This window comes from Achromobacter sp. 2789STDY5608615 (assembly GCF_001298995.1).
Taxonomy (GTDB): Bacteria; Pseudomonadota; Gammaproteobacteria; order Burkholderiales; family Burkholderiaceae_B; genus Achromobacter; species Achromobacter insuavis.
Genome location: NZ_CYTY01000009.1, coordinates 75,851 through 92,167 on the forward strand (window position 1 = coordinate 75,851; position 16,317 = coordinate 92,167).

Annotated in this window: 16 protein-coding genes; 13 read left to right on the forward strand and 3 right to left on the reverse strand. The window is 70.9% G+C overall.

Annotation, left to right across the window (positions count from 1 at the left end; all coding sequences use genetic code 11):
- The 7 genes from AOZ49_RS10040 (at position 1) to AOZ49_RS10070 (ending at position 6,275) form a co-directional block, all read left to right on the forward strand.
- Complete coding sequence (locus tag AOZ49_RS10040; RefSeq protein WP_054430592.1) at positions 1-660, forward strand: carbonic anhydrase; 660 nt, start codon at positions 1-3, stop codon at positions 658-660.
- Positions 657-1,154 (forward strand): molybdopterin-guanine dinucleotide biosynthesis protein B, encoded by a 498-nt coding sequence (gene mobB, locus AOZ49_RS10045; RefSeq protein WP_054430591.1) that lies wholly within the window; start codon positions 657-659, stop codon positions 1,152-1,154. Before AOZ49_RS10040 ends, mobB begins: the two co-directional genes overlap by 4 nt.
- 81 nt (positions 1,155-1,235) lie before the next feature.
- Positions 1,236-3,173: a type IV pili methyl-accepting chemotaxis transducer N-terminal domain-containing protein gene (locus AOZ49_RS10050; protein ID WP_054475054.1), complete on the forward strand. Its 1,938-nt coding sequence runs from the start codon at positions 1,236-1,238 to the stop codon at positions 3,171-3,173.
- A 13-nt stretch (positions 3,174-3,186) separates the two neighbouring features.
- Entirely contained in the window at positions 3,187-3,858 is a 672-nt protein-coding gene (locus AOZ49_RS10055) for a response regulator (protein WP_049074026.1), read from the forward strand.
- 82 nt (positions 3,859-3,940) lie between these two features.
- On the forward strand, positions 3,941-4,957 hold the full coding sequence (locus tag AOZ49_RS10060; RefSeq protein ID WP_054430589.1) for a ubiquinone anaerobic biosynthesis protein UbiU: 1,017 nt from the start codon (positions 3,941-3,943) through the stop codon (positions 4,955-4,957).
- Complete coding sequence (locus tag AOZ49_RS10065) at positions 4,954-5,844, forward strand: U32 family peptidase (RefSeq protein WP_054475159.1); 891 nt, start codon at positions 4,954-4,956, stop codon at positions 5,842-5,844. The genes AOZ49_RS10060 and AOZ49_RS10065 overlap by 4 nt, the downstream gene beginning before the upstream one ends.
- Entirely contained in the window at positions 5,841-6,275 is a 435-nt protein-coding gene (locus tag AOZ49_RS10070; RefSeq protein WP_054475055.1) for a ubiquinone anaerobic biosynthesis accessory factor UbiT, read from the forward strand. Before AOZ49_RS10065 ends, AOZ49_RS10070 begins: the two co-directional genes overlap by 4 nt.
- Before the next feature lie 21 nt (positions 6,276-6,296).
- On the opposite strand, the gene AOZ49_RS33425 is transcribed toward AOZ49_RS10070, so the two are convergent.
- Positions 6,297-7,592: an amino acid ABC transporter permease gene (locus AOZ49_RS33425; RefSeq protein ID WP_231690293.1), complete on the reverse strand. Its 1,296-nt coding sequence runs from the start codon at positions 7,590-7,592 to the stop codon at positions 6,297-6,299.
- A 974-nt stretch (positions 7,593-8,566) separates the two neighbouring features.
- Positions 8,567-9,607, reverse strand: a complete 1,041-nt coding sequence (locus AOZ49_RS10080) for an amino acid ABC transporter substrate-binding protein (protein WP_054475057.1) — start codon at positions 9,605-9,607, stop codon at positions 8,567-8,569.
- A 169-nt stretch (positions 9,608-9,776) separates the two neighbouring features.
- Here AOZ49_RS10080 and AOZ49_RS10085 point away from each other — a divergent pair, with 169 nt between their 5' ends.
- Genes AOZ49_RS10085 through AOZ49_RS10095 form a run of 3 tightly spaced genes read left to right on the forward strand, consistent with a single transcriptional unit; the run spans position 9,777 to position 13,070 of the window.
- A complete protein-coding gene (locus AOZ49_RS10085) occupies positions 9,777-10,916 on the forward strand; it encodes an aminotransferase class V-fold PLP-dependent enzyme (protein WP_054430585.1) in 1,140 nt (379 codons plus the stop codon).
- 34 nt (positions 10,917-10,950) lie between these two features.
- Positions 10,951-12,246 (forward strand): O-acetylhomoserine aminocarboxypropyltransferase/cysteine synthase family protein, encoded by a 1,296-nt coding sequence (locus tag AOZ49_RS10090; RefSeq protein WP_054475058.1) that lies wholly within the window; start codon positions 10,951-10,953, stop codon positions 12,244-12,246.
- A gap of 5 nt (positions 12,247-12,251) precedes the next feature.
- Positions 12,252-13,070, forward strand: coding sequence for an alpha/beta fold hydrolase (locus tag AOZ49_RS10095; RefSeq protein WP_024068963.1), 819 nt, complete (start codon positions 12,252-12,254; stop codon positions 13,068-13,070).
- Positions 13,071-13,097: 27 nt separating this feature from the next.
- Here AOZ49_RS10095 and AOZ49_RS10100 read toward each other — a convergent pair whose 3' ends face one another.
- The gene (locus tag AOZ49_RS10100; RefSeq protein ID WP_054475059.1) at positions 13,098-14,015 is read right to left on the reverse strand and encodes an AraC family transcriptional regulator; all 918 of its coding nucleotides are present in this window, start codon (positions 14,013-14,015) and stop codon (positions 13,098-13,100) included.
- Between the two features lie 209 nt (positions 14,016-14,224).
- Here AOZ49_RS10100 and AOZ49_RS10105 point away from each other — a divergent pair, with 209 nt between their 5' ends.
- The 3 genes from AOZ49_RS10105 to AOZ49_RS10115 form a co-directional block, all read left to right on the forward strand.
- Positions 14,225-14,782 (forward strand): carboxymuconolactone decarboxylase family protein, encoded by a 558-nt coding sequence (locus AOZ49_RS10105; RefSeq protein WP_054430582.1) that lies wholly within the window; start codon positions 14,225-14,227, stop codon positions 14,780-14,782.
- Positions 14,779-15,891 carry an acyl-CoA dehydrogenase family protein gene (locus tag AOZ49_RS10110; protein WP_054475061.1) on the forward strand — a complete coding sequence of 371 codons (1,113 nt, stop codon included), beginning with the start codon at positions 14,779-14,781 and terminating at the stop codon, positions 15,889-15,891. The genes AOZ49_RS10105 and AOZ49_RS10110 overlap by 4 nt, the downstream gene beginning before the upstream one ends.
- On the forward strand, positions 15,888-16,317 hold a 430-nt coding region (locus tag AOZ49_RS10115; protein ID WP_156355628.1), incomplete at its 3' end, for an ATP-binding cassette domain-containing protein. The genes AOZ49_RS10110 and AOZ49_RS10115, both read left to right, overlap by 4 nt.

A 16,317-nucleotide genomic window follows, 5' to 3' on the forward strand; every position in this document is an offset into this window, starting at 1 on the left:
ATGCGCGATCTAGAACGGCTGGTGGACGGCTTCCAGCGCTTCCAGCACCAATACTACGAAGAGGCGCCGTCGCTGTACCGCAACCTGCGCGACGGCCAGCACCCCAGCACGCTGCTGGTGGGCTGCTGCGATTCGCGGGTCGATCCGGCCATGCTGCTGGGCTGCGACCCGGGCGACATCTTCACCGTGCGCAACGTCGCCAACCTGGTGCCGCCGCCCGACCGCGACCAGGGCCACCACGGCGTGCTGGCGGCGATCCAGTTCGCGGTCGAGCAACTCAAGGTCAGCCGCATCATCGTGCTGGGCCATGCCCAGTGCGGCGGCATCCGCGCGCTGATGGAGCGGCCGGCGCGCGCCGACGGCGAGCCCGACTACCTGAACCGCTGGATGGATATCGCCGAGCCGGCCCGCCAGCAGGTGCTGAGCCAGATGCCGGCGGCGTCCCTGGCGGAACACCGGCAGGCCTGCGAGCAGGCCTCCATCCTGATCTCGCTGCGCAACCTGGAAGCCCTGCCGTGCGTGCAGCGGCGCCTGCAGGCCGGCGACCTGACCCTGCATGGCTGGTACTTCGACCTGGTGGCGGGCGCTTTGCTGGCATACTCGGCCCGGGCGGACGCGTTCCTGCCCATCGTCTGTCCCTTGTTCACGGAGCCAGCATGACCCCCGTTTTCGGCATCGCCGGCCGCTCAGGCAGCGGCAAGACCACCCTGATCGAGGCCATGCTGCCGCTGCTGGGCGCGCGCGGCCTGAAGGTCAGCGTCATCAAGCACAGCCACCACGACTTCGAGATGGAGCCGCCCGGCAAGGACAGCGCGCGCTTTCGCCAGGCCGGGGCGCAGGAGGTGATGGTGGCGTCGCCGTTCCGCTACGCCATCGTGCACGAGCTGCGCGGCGCGCCCGAGCCGCCGCTGGCCGAGCAGGTGGCCCGCCTGGCGCCGGCCGACCTGGTGCTGGTCGAGGGCTTCAAGCAGGCCGCCATCCCCCGCATCGAGGTCTACCGCCCGGCGCTGGGCAAGCCGCCGCTGCACGCCGAGGACGGCAGCTTCCTGGCCGTCGTGACCGACGCGGCGCTCGATACCGGCTTGCCCTGCCTGCCGCTGAACGATCCGGCGGCGGTGGCGGATTTCATCGCGCGCACGGTGGGGCGGGGCTGAACTACACTTGAGGCTGTGGACCGCGCGGCGCCATGCTCGCCTCGCGACCGTCCCGCCCCCGCCCATCCGCCAGCCCATTTCATGACCACGCTCGACCATTCCCCCGACGCCCAGGGCCTGCCGTCGCCGCGGCACCGGCTGTCGACGCGCATTGTCGCCAGTTCGCTGATCGCGCTGATCGTGGTGCTGGGCATGATCGGCCTGACGCTGTGGCTGTCGTGGCAGCTGGAAGGCGCGGGCGCGGCCATCAACGACACCGGCAGCCTGCGCATGCGCGCCAACCGCGTCGCGGTCGAGCTGATGCGGCCGCAGGCCGGGCGCCAGGTGCGCACCGAGGAACAGGTGCGGCTGATGGACGACACCATTGCCCGCCTGGAGCGCGGCAATCCGGCGCGGCCGCTGTTCATTCCCAACGACCCGACCATCCGCCAGCATTGGCACGGCGTGGCCGAGTACTGGCGCGACATCATGCGGCCGGCGGCAATGCGCGCCATCGCCCGCGAAGACGCGGCAGAGTACCTGCAGACGCTGCCCGATTTCGTTGCCCGCGCCGACGAGCTGGTGCGCATGATCGAACAGGACAACGCCGGCAAGACGACCTCGCTGCGGCTGTCGCAGGGCGTGCTGGCGGCCATCGCCAGCGCCGGCACCCTGGCCATGATCTATCTGCTGTACTTGTGGATCATCGCGCCCGTGCTGCGCCTGCGCGACGGCCTGCAGCGCATGGCGGCGCGCGAGTTCAGCACCCGCCTGCCGGTCGAGAGCGAGGACGAATTCGGCGTGCTGTCGCGCGGCTTCAACCGCATGGCCGACGAATTGCAGAGCCTGTACACCGGCCTGGAGCAGCGCGTGGGCGAAAAGACCGCCCAGCTGGCGGCGCAGAACCGCGACATCGGCGCCCTCTACGACATGGCGGCGTTCCTGAACCAGCCCAACGACATCGAGGCCATGTGCCAGGGCTTCCTGCGCCGCGTCATGCTGCAGTTCGACGCCGAGGGCGGCAGCATCCGCGCGCTGGACCCGGACAACGAAAAGCTCAACCTGGTGGTGTCGCTGGGGCTGTCCGACGAACTGGTCGAATCCGAGCACTGCATGCGGGTCGACGACTGCTATTGCGGCGTGGCCACGCGCCAGGCCGGCGTCATCGTGATCCAGGATTTCCGCCAGGCGCCGCCGCAGCTGGACCTGAACTGCCAGCAGGACGGCTTCGCCAGCGTGGCGGTGTTCCGCATCGTCACGCGCGACGAGGTGCTGGGCTCGTACTCGCTGCATTTCCGCAGCCAGCGGCGGCTGGCGCCGTCCGACTCGCAGTTGCTGGAGACCCTGGGGCGGCACCTGGGCGTGGCGCTGGACAACCGCCGCCTGAGCGCCCAGGCGCGCCAGCTGGCGGTGGTGCAGGAGCGCGGCCTGGTGGCGCAGGGGCTGCACGACAGCCTGGCCCAGGGGCTGAACTTCCTGAACCTGCAGCTGCAGCTGCTGGACGCGGCGGTCAAGCGCGGCGACCAGGCTGAAGTCGAGGAGATCCTGCCGCTGCTGCGCACCGGGGTCGACGAAAGCTACAAGGACGTGCGCGAGCTGCTGACGAACTTCCGCGCCAAGCTGGGCCAGGGCGACCTGAAGGGCTCCATTGGCGACATCGTCGAACGCTTCCGCAGCCAGACCGGCATGCGCACCGACCTGGCCTTCAGCCAGGGCGTGGGCGCGCCGCTGGCGCCCGAGCAGCAGCTGCAGGTGCTGTTCATCCTGCAGGAAGCGCTGTCCAACGTGCGCAAGCATTCCGAGGCCGACCGGGTCGACATCGTGGTGCGCAACGACCGCGATTTCAACCTGCTGATCGCCGACAACGGCCAGGGCTACGACCCGGCCGAGGTGTCGCAGCGCGGCGAGGCCCACGTGGGCCTGCACATCATGCGCGAACGCGCCGCCCGCATGCATGCCACGATTACAATGAAATCCCGACCCGGCGGCGGCACGCGCATCGCGCTGACGCTGCCCGGCGCCGAACGCCAGGCCGCCTGAGCCCTTCAAGACCATGCCCATCCGTATCCTGCTCGTCGACGACCACACCCTGTTCCGCTCGGGGATGCGGCTGCTGCTGCAGCGCCAGCCCGATTTCGAGGTGGTGGCCGAGGCCGGCGACGGCGTCGAGGGCCTCAAGCGCGCCAAGGAACTCAAGCCCGACGTGGTGCTGCTGGACCTGAACATGCCCGGCCTGTCGGGCCTGGAGACGCTGCAGCTGCTGACCCAGGACCTGCCGTCCTGCGCCGTCATCATCCTGACCGTGTCGGAAGAAGCCGACGAGCTTGGCCAGGCGCTGCGCGACGGCGCCCGCGGCTATCTGCTCAAGAACATCGACGCCGAGGCGCTGACCACCGCCATCCGCCGCGCCGCCGGCGGCGAGCCGGTGATCGCCGAGAGCATGACGGCCAAGCTGGTCGAGCAGTTCCGCGGCCAGGCCAGCCTGGCCGCGCAGGCGCCGGCGGGGCAGGCCGAGCGCCATCGCCTCACGGCGCGCGAGCGCCAGATCGTGCAATGCCTGGCGCGCGGCGCCAGCAACAAGGTCATCGCGCGCGAGCTCGACGTCAGCGAAAGCACGGTCAAGATCCACGTGCAGAACGTGCTGAAGAAACTCAACCTGACCAGCCGGGTGCAGGTGGCGGTCTACGCCGTCGAGCACGGCCTGCACGGCGACGATCCGGTCTGACATCGCGCGTGCGCGGCGCCGCCGCCGCGCGGTTTGATCTGCGACAAGGCCCGCGGCCGTGCCGGCCCCTAGACTGGCCGGCATGCAAACCCGAACCTCTCCCCTAGAACTCGTGGCGCCGGCAGGCAGCCTGGCCGCGCTGAAGGCGGCGATCGAGGCAGGCGCCGACACCGTCTACCTGGGCCTGAAGAACGCCACCAACGCCCGCAACTTCGCCGGGCTCAACTTCACCGAAAGCGACATCCGCGCCGGCGTCGAGCTGGCGCACAGCAAGAACCGCCAGGTGCTGTTCGCCATCAACACCTTCGTGCAGGCGGGCCGCGGCCACGAATGGCGCGAGGCGGTCGATGCCGCGCACGCGCTCGGCGCCGACGCGGTCATCATGGCCGATGCCGGCCTGCTGGGCTATGCCCGCGACCGCTATCCCGACCTGCGCCTGCACCTGTCGGTGCAGGGCTCGGCCACCCACACCGACGCCATCGAACTGATGAAGGAGCAATTCGGCATCCGCCGGGTGGTGCTGCCGCGCGTGCTGACCCTGGCCGAGATCGCCCGCATCTGCGCCAACGTCAGCGTGGAAGTCGAGGTGTTCGGCTTCGGCAGCCTGTGCGTCATGGCCGAGGGCCGCTGCCTGCTGTCGTCGTACGCCACCGGCGATTCGCCCAACAACAAGGGCGTCTGTTCGCCCGCCAGCGCGGTGCGCTGGGTCGAGGAAGACGGCCGCCTGGACGCGCGCCTGAACGGCATCCTGATCGACCGCTATGGACCGGGCGAGGCGGCCGCCTATCCGACGCTGTGCAAGGGCCGCTTCGAGGTCGACGGCGTCGCCGACCACGCGCTGGAGGAACCCACCAGCCTGAACGCCATCGGCCTGTTGCCCAGGCTGGCCGAGATGGGCGTGTCCGCGATCAAGATCGAAGGGCGCCAGCGCAGCCCGGCCTACGTGACGCAGGTGGTGTCCACGCTGCGCGCCGCGCTCGACAGCGCCCACGTCGACCCCAACCGCTATTCCCCCCGTCCCGAATGGAACGCCACGCTGGCGCGCCATGCCGAGGGTTCCCAAGTCACGCAAGGCGCATTTGAACGTCCATGGAAATGAAACCCAAGGCTTTCCGCATCTCGGTCGGACCGCTGCTGTACTACTGGCCGCGCCAGCACACGCTGGCGTTCTACGCGGCGCTGGCCGACAGTCCGGCCGACATCCTCTATATCGGCGAAACCGTCTGTAGCCGGCGCCACGAGCTGCGCGCCGACGACTGGCTCGACCTGGCGCGCGACCTCGCGGCCACGGGCAAGGAAGTGGTGCTGTCCGGCCGCACGCTGATCGAGACCGGCGCCGAGGCCTCGGCCCTGCGGCGCCTGTGCGAGCAGCAGGACTTCCAGGTGGAGGCCGGCGAGGCCGGCGCGCTACGGCACCTGGGCGGGCGGCCGTTCGTGGCCGGACCGCACATGAACGCCTACCACGGCGGCACGCTGGAATGGCTGGCCGCGCGCGGCGCGACGCGCTTCGTGGCGCCGCTGGAAATGCACGTCAACACGCTGGCGCGGCTGCTGGCCGAGCGGCCGGCGGGGCTGGAGGCCGAGATCATGGTGTGGGGCCGCATGGCCCTGGCGTTCTCGGCGCGCTGCTTCACGGCGCGCCATTTCCGCCTGAAGAAGGATGATTGCGGCTTTCGCTGCATCGAGCATCCAGACGGTCTGGACATGCGCACCCGCGAATCGCGCGAGTTCCTCGCGATCAATGGCATCCAGGTGCAGTCGGCGGCCTGTCTCGACCTGCTCGACCAGGCGGGCTATCTGGCGGACATGGGCGCCGACGTGTTGCGCGTCAGCCCGCAATCGTCCGGCACGCTGGAGGTCATCGCCGCGCTCGACGCCGTGCGCGGCGGCCGTGTCCAGCAAGCCGTGGCGCCGCCCGCCGGCATCGGCCGCTGCAACGGCTACTTCCACGGGCAATCGGGCATCGCCTGGCAGGAGGCGCCATGAGCCGCGTCGGATTCACCGTGCCGGGGCTGGTCGCGCGCGTGGGCCGGCGCCTGCCGGCGTCCCTGGTGTCGCTGCATTTCGTGGCCGGGCTCGAGCTGGCCCGGCGCCTGGGCTGGCTCAGTCCGCCGGCGGAACTGGACGGGCGCAGCTTCGCCATCACCGTCGAGGACCTGGGCGTGCGCAGCAGTTTCATGGTGCGCGGCGGCGCGTTCCGGCCGCTCTGGAACGGCCAGGCCTGCGAGCTGGAACTGGGCGCCAAGGTCGCCGACCTGCTGGCGCTGATGCGCGCCGAGACCGACGCCGACACGCTGTTCTTCCAGCGCCGGCTGCGCATCTCGGGTGATACCGAGCTGGGCCTGATCGTGAAGAACTGGCTGGACGCCGCGCCGCGTCCGGCCTGGCTGGAGCGGCTGGGCGCGCGCGGCCACTAGGCCGCCAGCCCGCCGCGCGGCTCAGGCCGCCGCCGGTCCTTCCATGCGCCGCGCCACGCGCGACAGCGCCAGGCTGGCCGTGAAGTACAGCAGCGCCACCGCCAGGTAGACCTCGACGTGGTACGGCCGCCAGTCGGTGCCCGCCACCACCGCCTTGGCCGCGCCCAGCACGTCGAATACGCCGATGATGCTGACCAGCGAGGTGTCCTTGACCGCGCCCACGAACACGCCCAGCGCCGCCGGCGCGGCGATGCGGCGCGCCTGCGGCCAGATCACCGTCCAGTAGGCCACGGCCGGGCGCATGCCGAGCGCGCGCGCCGCCATCATCTGGCCGGGCGGAATCGCCTGCAGCGCGCCGCGCAGCACCTCCGCCAGCAGGCAGGCGGTATGCAGCGTCAGCGCCGCCAGCGCCATGCCGAACTTGGACACGCCGCCGCCCAGCAGCAACGGCAGCACGAAGGATGCGAACAGCAATTGCGTCACCAGCGGCACGCCGCGCACGGCCTCGATCAATGCGGCGGCCGCGAGCGATCCGCCGGGGCTGCCGGAACGGCGCAGCAGCGCCAGGCCGAAGGCCAGCGGCAACGCCGCCAGCAGCGCCGCGATCGCCAGGATCAGCGTCACCAGCAGGCCGCCCCAACGCAGCGGACCGATGGCCGCGCCGCCCCAGGGCCAACCGGCCAGCGCGATCACAGTGACGACCAGCATCAGCGCGACCCATGCCAGACGCGCTCGCGGCGCGAGCCGGCCCAGGCCCAGCGCCACCGCCACGCCGGCCAGCAGGGCGGCGCAGGCCGCCAGCGCCTGGGCGCGGTCGGCCTGCGCCATGGCGCCGAACAGCAGCAGCGGCAGGTTCTCGCCCACCGCGGCCCAGCAGGCGCCCGCCGCGGCGGCGCAGGTGGCGGGGCTGCCGCTCCAGACGGCGCGCAGCAGCGCCCAATCGAACAACGCCCAGCCCGCGGCGGCGAGCAGTAGCGCCATCAGCGCCGAGCCCAGCCAGCCGCCGATGCCGCGCGAGCCGCGGTCCAGCAGGCGCAGCGCGGGCCGCTCGCCCAGGCGCGCGCCGTGGCTGTCGCCGGGGCCGTGGCGGGCGTGGCGCGCGTTCCAGGCCGACAGCGCACCGCCCAGCGCCAGGGCCAGGCCCAGGTAGACGGCCACGGCCAGCGTGATGCCTTCCAGCGCCAGCCCGGTCTGGGTGATGGCGGTATTGATGACGGCCATCAGCTCCTGGTAGCCGATGGCGATGGCCAGGGTGCTGTTCTTGACCAGCGCCAGGCACTGATTGGCATAGGGGGGGCAGGGCCACGCGCGCGGCATAGGGCGCGACGACGTGGCGCAGCACGCCCCAGGGCGTCAGCGCCATGGCCTGGCCGGCTTCCACCAGGCCCACCGGCACCGCCCGCACCGCGGCGCGCACGATGTCGGCGATGTAGGCGGCATGGAACACCACCAGGCCGATCACCAGCGCGGCGAATTCGATGCTGGGCTGCCAGCCGCCCTGCAGGCCCAGGCCACGCCTGACGGGCAGGTCGACGGTGACGCCGGGCAACCATGCCCAGGCCAGCGCCGTCGCCGCCAGCGCGGCCCAGGGCGCGGCGCGGCCCAGGCGGTGGCGCAGGCGCCAGCCGAGCAGCAGGGCGCCCGCCGCCGCCAGCGCGTAGGGCAGCCAGCCGTGCAGCGCCGGCAACGCCAGGCCGCGGTTCGACAGCAGCACCGAGGGCAATGGCGACCACGCCTGGCGCGCGTCCGGCAGCCGCAGCAAGAGGCCATACCAGACGAACAATTGCAGCAGCACCGGGGTGTTGCGCAACGGCGCGATGATCAGGGCGGCGGTGCGCGCGGCCAGCGGACGCGAAGACAGCCGCAGCAGGCCCAGGCCGATGCCCAGCAGCGTCGCCACCGGAATCGCCACCAGCGCCACCGTGAGGGTGTTGACCAGGCCGGCGGCGATCGACATCCAGTAGGGATCGTCGGGCGTCACCGGCAGCAGGCTTTCCGAAATGCGGAAGCCGGCCGGCTGGAACAGGAAGCCGAAGCCGCCGCGGATGCCGCGCGCCGCCTGCGTGGCCTCGATGTGCAGCAGCAACAACGCGGCCAGGGCGGCCAGCCCCAGCGTCCAGGCCGCGAGGGGCAGCCAGCGCCGCCAGGCGGCGCTCCATGGCGTGGGATGAATCGCGATCATGTCGGTCCCGGCCGGCGCCGGCGAATGAGGAAAAGAGAAAGGAAAAAACGCCACGGGCGGGCCCGGGGGGCCGCCTGGCGGCGTCATGCGTCCACGCGATCGCGCGGGCTTACTGGAACGGCGGCGAATACAGCAGGCCGCCCCGGTTCCACTGCGCGTTCAGGCCGCGCTCCAGCTTGAGCGGGGTGGCCGCGCCCAGGTTGCGGTCCCACACTTCGCCGTAGTTGCCGACGGCCTTGATGACGTTGCGGGCCCAGCCCTCGTCCAGCCCGAAACTCTTGCCGATGCCGGGATCCAGGCCCAGCAGGCGGCGCACCTGCGCATCGGTGCTCTGCGCCTGGCTGTCGACGTTCCGGGAGGTGATGCCCAGTTCCTCGGCGGCCACCAGCGCGTTCACGGTCCAGCGCACGATGGCGGTCCAGTTGGGATCGTCCTGGCGCACGAAGGGGCCGAGCGGCGATTTGTTGATGCGCTCGGGCAGGATGACGAAGTCGTCGGGATTGGCGGCGCGCGCGGCGCGGCTGGCGGCCAGCGTCGAGGCATCCGACAGGTAGACGTCGCAGCGGCCGGCGTAGAAGGCCTGCTCCAGCTCGACCAGGTTCTCGATCACCACCGGGCGGTAGGTGAGCTTCTGCTTCTTGAAGTAGTCGACCAGGTTCTGTTCGTTGACGGTGCCGGGCTGCACGCAGACCTGCGCGCCGTCCAGTTCGGTGGCGCTTTTCACGCCCAGCTTCTTCGGCACCAGGAAGCCCTGGCCGTCATAGAACACGATGCCGGCCGAGACGATGCCCCGGCCCGCGTCGCGGCTGGAGGTGATGGTGGTGTTGCGGTTGAGCACGTCGATCTCGCCGCCCTGCAGCGCGGGGAAGCGCTGCTGCGAGCTGAGCGGCACGAAGCGCGTCTTCTCCGGATCGCCCAGCACCGCCGCGGCCAGCGCGCGGCACAGGTCGGCGTCCAGGCCGGTCCAGCGGCCCTGCTTGTCGGCGATAGACAGGCCGGCCGAGCCCTGGCTCACGCCGCACACCAGTTCGCCGCGCTTCTTGATGGCGTCGACCGTGGCGCCCGCCGTGGATGCGCTCGCCGTGGACAACGCCATATGTGCCAGCGCCGCCGCCACGCCGGCGGTCTTGAGTAGAGAGATCAACCGCATGCCGTTCCCGTATTCGAAGTATGCAAGAAAGGCATGAATTCTAGGGCTGCGCATCGCCGTCGCGAGCGACTGTATCGTCATATGGTTATGAGAACTTAGCCTTATCCAAATTGCCGTCATATACCTAGAATCCGTCCATACCAAGTTGCATGATTGAAGAAGGTTTCGCATGAGCTGGCAGGACGAATTCCGGGAATGGTTTCCCATCACTCGCGACAAGGCCTACGCCAACATCGCCTACACCAGCCCGCTGGCGCCCAAGGTGGCCGAGGGCGTGGCCGCCTTCTTCGACGGCATCACCCATGCCCGCAGCGACAAGCCGCAATGGCTGCGCGATGCCGGCGCGCTGCGCACGCGGCTGGCGCGGCTGATCGGCGGCGACGCGCGCCGGCTGGCCTTCACCAAGAACACCACCGAGGGCCTGAACACCGTGGCGCAGGGCCTGTCCTGGCAGGAAGGCGACAACCTGGTGGTCGACGACCAGGAACATCCCACCAACGCCTTGCCCTGGCTCAACCTGCGCCGCCGCGGCGTGCAGGTGCGGGTGCCGCCGTCGCGCGCGCACCGCTATACGGTCGACGACCTGTGGCGGCACGTCGATGCGCGCACGCGCCTGATCGCGGTCTCGTGGGTGCAATACGGCAGCGGCCTGCGCACCGACATCGCCGAACTGGGCCGGCGCTGCGCCGAGCGCGGCATCTGGCTGGTGGTCGACGGCATCCAGGGCGCGGGCCTGTTGCGCGCCGAGGTCGACGCCTGGGGCGTGGACGCGTTCGCCAGCGGCGCCCACAAGGGCTTCCTGGGGCCGCTGGGCGTGGGCCTGCTGCACGTGTCGCCGCGCCTGCTCGACGCGCTCGACCCGCTGTACGTCGGCCCTTCGGAAGTGACCACGCTCGACAAGACCGGCCTGCAATGGCAGGTGGGCGTGTCCGACGCGGGCGACGCCCGCCGCCTGGAGACCGGCAACCTGAACTATCCCGGCATCGCCGGCTGGGCCGCGGCGCTGGACCTGATCGAATGGGCGCGGCCCGAGCGCATCGAGCCGTGGGTACTGGAACTGTCCACGGCCCTGAGCGACGGTTTACGCGCCCAGGGCCTGCAGGTAGTATCGCCGGCCGACGCGGCGCTGCGCAGCACCACCACCGCATTGCGCGTGGCCGATCCGGCCGCGGCGCTGGCGCACCTGGCCCGCGAGGGCGTGGTGGCCAGCATTGTGGAGTATGGTTACCTGCGCCTGTCCGTCGGCGCCTATAACAATCATGGGGACATCGATCGCATCCTGCGCGCCGCGCGCGGGTTCGCCGCTTGATTCCATTGCCGATAACGCATTTGAGGAGCACTACATGACTGAAGCGAAGAAGCCCGATTGGCGGCTGGAAACCATCGCCGTGCACGGCGGCTACAAGCCGGACCCGACCACGCGCGCGGTGGCCGTGCCGATCTACCAGACCGTGGCCTATGCCTTTGACGACACCCAGCACGGCGCCGACCTGTTCGACCTGAAGGTGGCGGGCAACATCTACACCCGCATCATGAACCCCACCACCGACGTGCTGGAACAGCGCGTCGCGGCCCTGGAAGGCGGCATCGCCGCGCTGGCGCTGGCCTCGGGCCAGGCCGCGGTGACCTACGCGATCCTGACCATCGCCGAGGCGGGCGACAACATCGTCTCGTCCAGCACGCTGTACGGCGGCACCTACAACCTGTTCGCCCACACGCTGCCGCAGTACGGCATCACCACGCGCTTCGCCAACCCCAGCGACCTGGCGGCCTTCGAGGCGCAGATCGACGAGCGCACCAAGGCCATCTTCGCCAAATCGGTCGGCAACCCGCTGGGCAACATCACCGACATCGCCGCGCTGGCCGAGCTGGCCCACCGCCACGGCCTGCCGCTGATCGTCGACAACACCGTGCCGTCGCCGTACCTGCTGCGTCCGATCGAGCACGGCGCCGACATCGTGGTGCAGTCGCTGACCAAGTACCTGGGCGGCCACGGCACCAGCCTGGGCGGCGCCATCATCGACTCGGGCAAGTTTCCCTGGGCCGAGCACAAGGCCCGCTTCAAGCGCCTGAACGAACCCGATGTCAGTTACCACGGCGTGGTCTATACCGAAGCCTTCGGTCCGGCCGCCTACATCGGCCGCGCCCGCGTGGTGCCGCTGCGCAACACCGGCGCCGCGATCTCGCCGTTCAATTCGTTCCAGATCCTGCAGGGCATCGAGACGCTGGCGCTGCGCGTGGACCGCATCGTCGAGAACGCGGTCAAGGTGGCCAGCTACCTGCGCGAGCATCCCAAGGTCGAGTGGGTCAACTACGCCGGCCTGCCGGATCACCCGGACCACGCGCTGGTGCGCAAGTACCTGGGCGGCAAGGCGCCTGGCCTGTTCACGTTCGGCGTGAAGGGCGGCCGCGAAGCCGGCGCGCGCTTCCAGGACGCGCTGCAGCTGTTCACGCGCCTGGTCAACATCGGCGACGCCAAGTCGCTGGCCACGCACCCGGCGTCCACCACCCACCGCCAGCTCAATCCGGAAGAACTGCAGAAGGCGGGTGTGCGCGAGGAAACCGTGCGCCTGTCGATCGGCATCGAGCACATCGACGATCTGCTGGCCGACCTGGACCAGGCCCTGGCGCAGGTGTGAATGGCATGAGCATGATTTCCCGCAGGACCCTGTTGCAACTGGCCGCCGGGCTGCCCGCCCTGGCGGCGGCCCCGGCCATCGCGGCCAAGCCGGCCGCCGGCCGCGCCAAGACCTACGTGCTGGCGCACGGCTCCTGGCATGGCGGCTGGTGCTGGCGGCCGGTGGCCGACCGGCTGCAGGCCGCCGGCCATCGCGTCTACGCGCCCAGCTTCACCGGCATGGGCGACCGCGCCCACCTGCTGCACAAGGGCATCACCATCGACACCTTCGTCGAGGACCTGGTCCAGGTGATCCAGAGCGAAGAGCTGAACGACGTGATCCTGGTGGGCCACAGCTTCGGCGGCATTCCGATCTCGGGCGTGGCCGACCGCATTCCGGAGCGGCTGGCGCACCTGGTGTACTTCGATTCCATCGTGCTGCAGAACGGCCAGGATGCGTTCTCGGTGTACCCCAAGGCCGACGCCGACGCGCGCATCGCGGCCGCCTCCAAGGCCACCAACGGCCTGGCCGTGCCGATCCCCGAGCCGTTGCCCGCGGCCTGGGGCTTCAAGCCGGGCAGCGCCGACGAGGCCTGGGTCAAGCGCCGCCTGACGCCGCACCCGCTGGCCAGCTACACCACGCCGCTGACGCTCAAGCATCCCATCGGCAACGGCCGGCCGCGCACCTACATCCATTGCACCCAGCCCGAGCTGCCGGTGCTGGAGCAGTCGCGCCAGCTGGTGAAGTCGCAGCCGGGCTGGAACTGGGTCGACATCGCCGCCCCGCACGAAGCCCACATCACCCATCCGCAGTTGCTGGCGGAGTTGTTGCTGGGCCTGTCCTGAGGCGCGGCCTGCCTGGGCGCGCTCCGCTCAGGCGCCGCCGCGCCGCCAGGCCGAGGGCGCCACGCCCTCGGTGCGCTGGAACACCCGGCTGAAGGCCGCCTGCGAGCGATAGCCGACCCGTTCGGCGGCGTCCGCGATGGCGGCGCCCTGCGTCAGCAGGCGCCGCGCCACGCGCATGCGCAGCAGTTGCAGCAATTGCGCCGGCGTGGTGCCGCTTTGCAGCGTGAAGCGGCGATGGAAGGTGGCCTTGGACATGTGCACGTGGCGCGCCATGTCGTCCATGCTCCAGGGATCCGCCGGCCGCGCCAGGATCGCCTGCAGCAAGCCGGCCATGGCCGGATCGCGCGCCAGCACGAACAGGCCGTGGGCCTGGCGGTCATGGATCGCCAGGTGGCGCAGCATGAAAAAGATCAGCATGTCGGTGAGCCGCTCCAGCACCACCTCGGACGCGCCGCCATCGCGCGCGGTCTCACCCAGGATCAGGTCGAACACGCCGCGCGCGCTGGCGTAGCGGGCGTCGTCGGCGCGCAGCACCAGCACGTCCGGCAGCGTCTCGGCCACCAGGTCTGCCAGGCCCGGGCGGAACTGGAAGAAACCGCAGGCCAGCCCGGTGCCGTCGGCCTGGCGCGGCAGCAGCGGGCGCATGTCGCGGCATACCGGCGCGGCGGGCGCATCCAGCGGCGTCAGCGTGTGCGGCAGGTCGCGCAGGAAGAATACGCCGTCGCCGGCCGCCAGGGTCAGCGGCGCCTGGCCCGGCCCCAGCTCGACCCGGCAGCGGCCGTGCAGGATCAGGTGGAAACTGGCGCGGGCGCGGCCGCTGGTGCTGGCCGACCAATTGCCGCAATACTGCCCCAGGTGATACAAGCTGGATTGCACCTCCAGGCTCGACAGCAACAGGGCGTCGACGGCGGCTTGATCGGCGTTCGGGGCGGGCGAGGGCGGCATGGCGAAGGCAGTTTGGCAAGGGATCGGGCCGCGCTGGTATGGCGGCGCGACCGGATCAGTTTGGCGCGATGATACGCAGGGCGCCTGGTTATAAGCGCATAGCTGAAAGTCGATAAGATCGAGCATCAGCTTGCGATCCCCGTGCATTGTCGCGCGGGGCGGGGCGCCCGCACAATCGAGTTTTCGTTGATCGTCTTCTGGAGACCGTCATGGCCCGTTTGCCTGTCCACACCGCGCAGAGCGCTCCCGAATCCACCCGCGCCGCGCTGACCGCCGCCGAACAAGGCGCCGGCTATCTGTCCAACCTGCTGGGCGTGCTGGCCAATGCGCCGGTCGCGCTGGAGGCCTACCAGACGCTGTCGCAGATCAATGCCCGCGCCGGGCTGACGCTGCAGGAGCGCGAGGTGGTGCAACTGGTGGCCGGCGCCCGCCACGGCTGCACTTTCTGCGTCGCCGGCCATACCGCGCTGGCGCGCAACAAGGCCAAGCTGTCGCCCGAGGTGGTGGACGCGCTGCGCGCCCAGGGCACGCTGCCCGATGCCCGCCTGCAGGCGCTGGCCGCCTTCACCGAAGCCGTGATCCGCACCCGTGGCCGCGTCAGCGACGCCGAGCTGCAGGCGCTGCGCGAGGCCGGCTACAGCGACGGCAACGCGCTGGAAGTGATCGTTGGCGTGGGGCTGGCGACTATCTGCAATTTCGGCAATAACCTGGCGCAGACGCCGCTGAACGAACAGCTCGGCGCCTACGCCTGGAGCGGCGCGCAATGACGGCGCGGCAGCCGGATCCGCGACTGTCGCCCGGACTGACCGCCTGGCTCGATACCCACGCCGGCGCGCTGGATGATGGCAGCCACGACGCCGCCGAGGTCCTGCCGCAATTGGCCGCGGCGGGCGTATTCCGCCTGGGGGTGCCGGCCGCGCAGGGCGGCGCGCCGGGCACCGACATCGGCGACGCCATCGAGGCGGTGTCGCGGGTGGCCGAGCATTCCGTGGCCGCGGCCTTCGTGGCCTGGGGCCAGCGCGTCTTCATCGAATACCTGCTGCGCAGCCCCAATGCGGCCTTGTCGCAGGCCTGGCTGGCGCCCTTGCTGGCGGGCGAGGTGGCTGGCGCCACCGCGCTGTCGAACACCATGAAATTTCTCAGCGGCATCGAGTCGCTGCAGATCGGCGCGCGCCAGGAGGGCGCGCACTGGGTGCTGGACGGCCGCATGCCGTGGGTCACCAACCTGCGCAAACAGGGCTTCCTGGTGGCCGCGGCCGTCTCGGCCCCCGACGGCACGCCGGCCGTGGTGGCCCTGCCGCACGATATCGAGGGCCTGACGCGCAGCGCCGACCTGGAGCTGCTGGCGCTGCAGTCCAGCAACACCGCGGCGCTGGACGTGCGCGGCGTGCGCATCGATCCGCAATGGTTGATCCATCCCGATGCGCGCCAGTACCTGCCGCAGGCGCGGCCGGCCTTTGCCGGGCTGCAATGCGGCCTGTCCATCGGCCTGGCGCGGCGCGCCTTGCGCGCCGCCACCGAAACCGGGCAGGGCCAGGCGTCGCGCGGCATCCTCGGCGAACCGTTGCAGGCGCTGGCGCGGCAGCTCGACGAGGTGACCGCGCGCCTGGTCGACGGCGTGCGCAGCGAGCGCTTCGTGGCCGAACCCTGGCTGCTGTTCGAAAGCCGCATCGCGCTGGCCGAGATCGCCAGCCAGGCGGTGCAGCTCGAATTGCAGGCCAGCGGCGGCGCGGCCTACCTGAAGCCGGCCGGCGACGGCTTTGCGCGGCGCTGGCGCGAGGCGGCCTTCCTGCCCATCGTCACCCCCAGCCTGGTGCAGCTCAAGACCGAGCTGGCCAAGCGCCAGGCGCGCCTGGCGGCCGAGGGCGCCGCATGAGCGCGCGGCCGCGTCCGGTGTTGCAGGCGCACGGCCTGGCGCTGCGCTATGCGCAGGCGCCGGCCGACGTATTCCAGGACGTCGACCTGGTGCTGGACCGGGGCGAGGTGGTGGCGGTGCTGGGCGCCAGCGGCGCCGGCAAGTCGAGCCTGCTGCGGGTGCTGGCGGGCTTGCAGCCGGCCAGCGCCGGCACGCTGCTGATGGAGGGCGAACCGTTGGCCGGCGTGCATCCGCGCGTGGCGGTGGCGTTCCAGGATTCCGGCCTGCTGCCCTGGCTGTCGCTGGAACGCAATGTGGCCTTCGGCCTGGATTTCACCCACCAGCCGAGGTTGAGCGCCGCCGAACGCCGGCTGCGGATCGACCAGGCCATCGACGAGGTCGGCCTGTCGCACGCGCGCCACCTGCGGCCGGCGCAGCTGTCCGGCG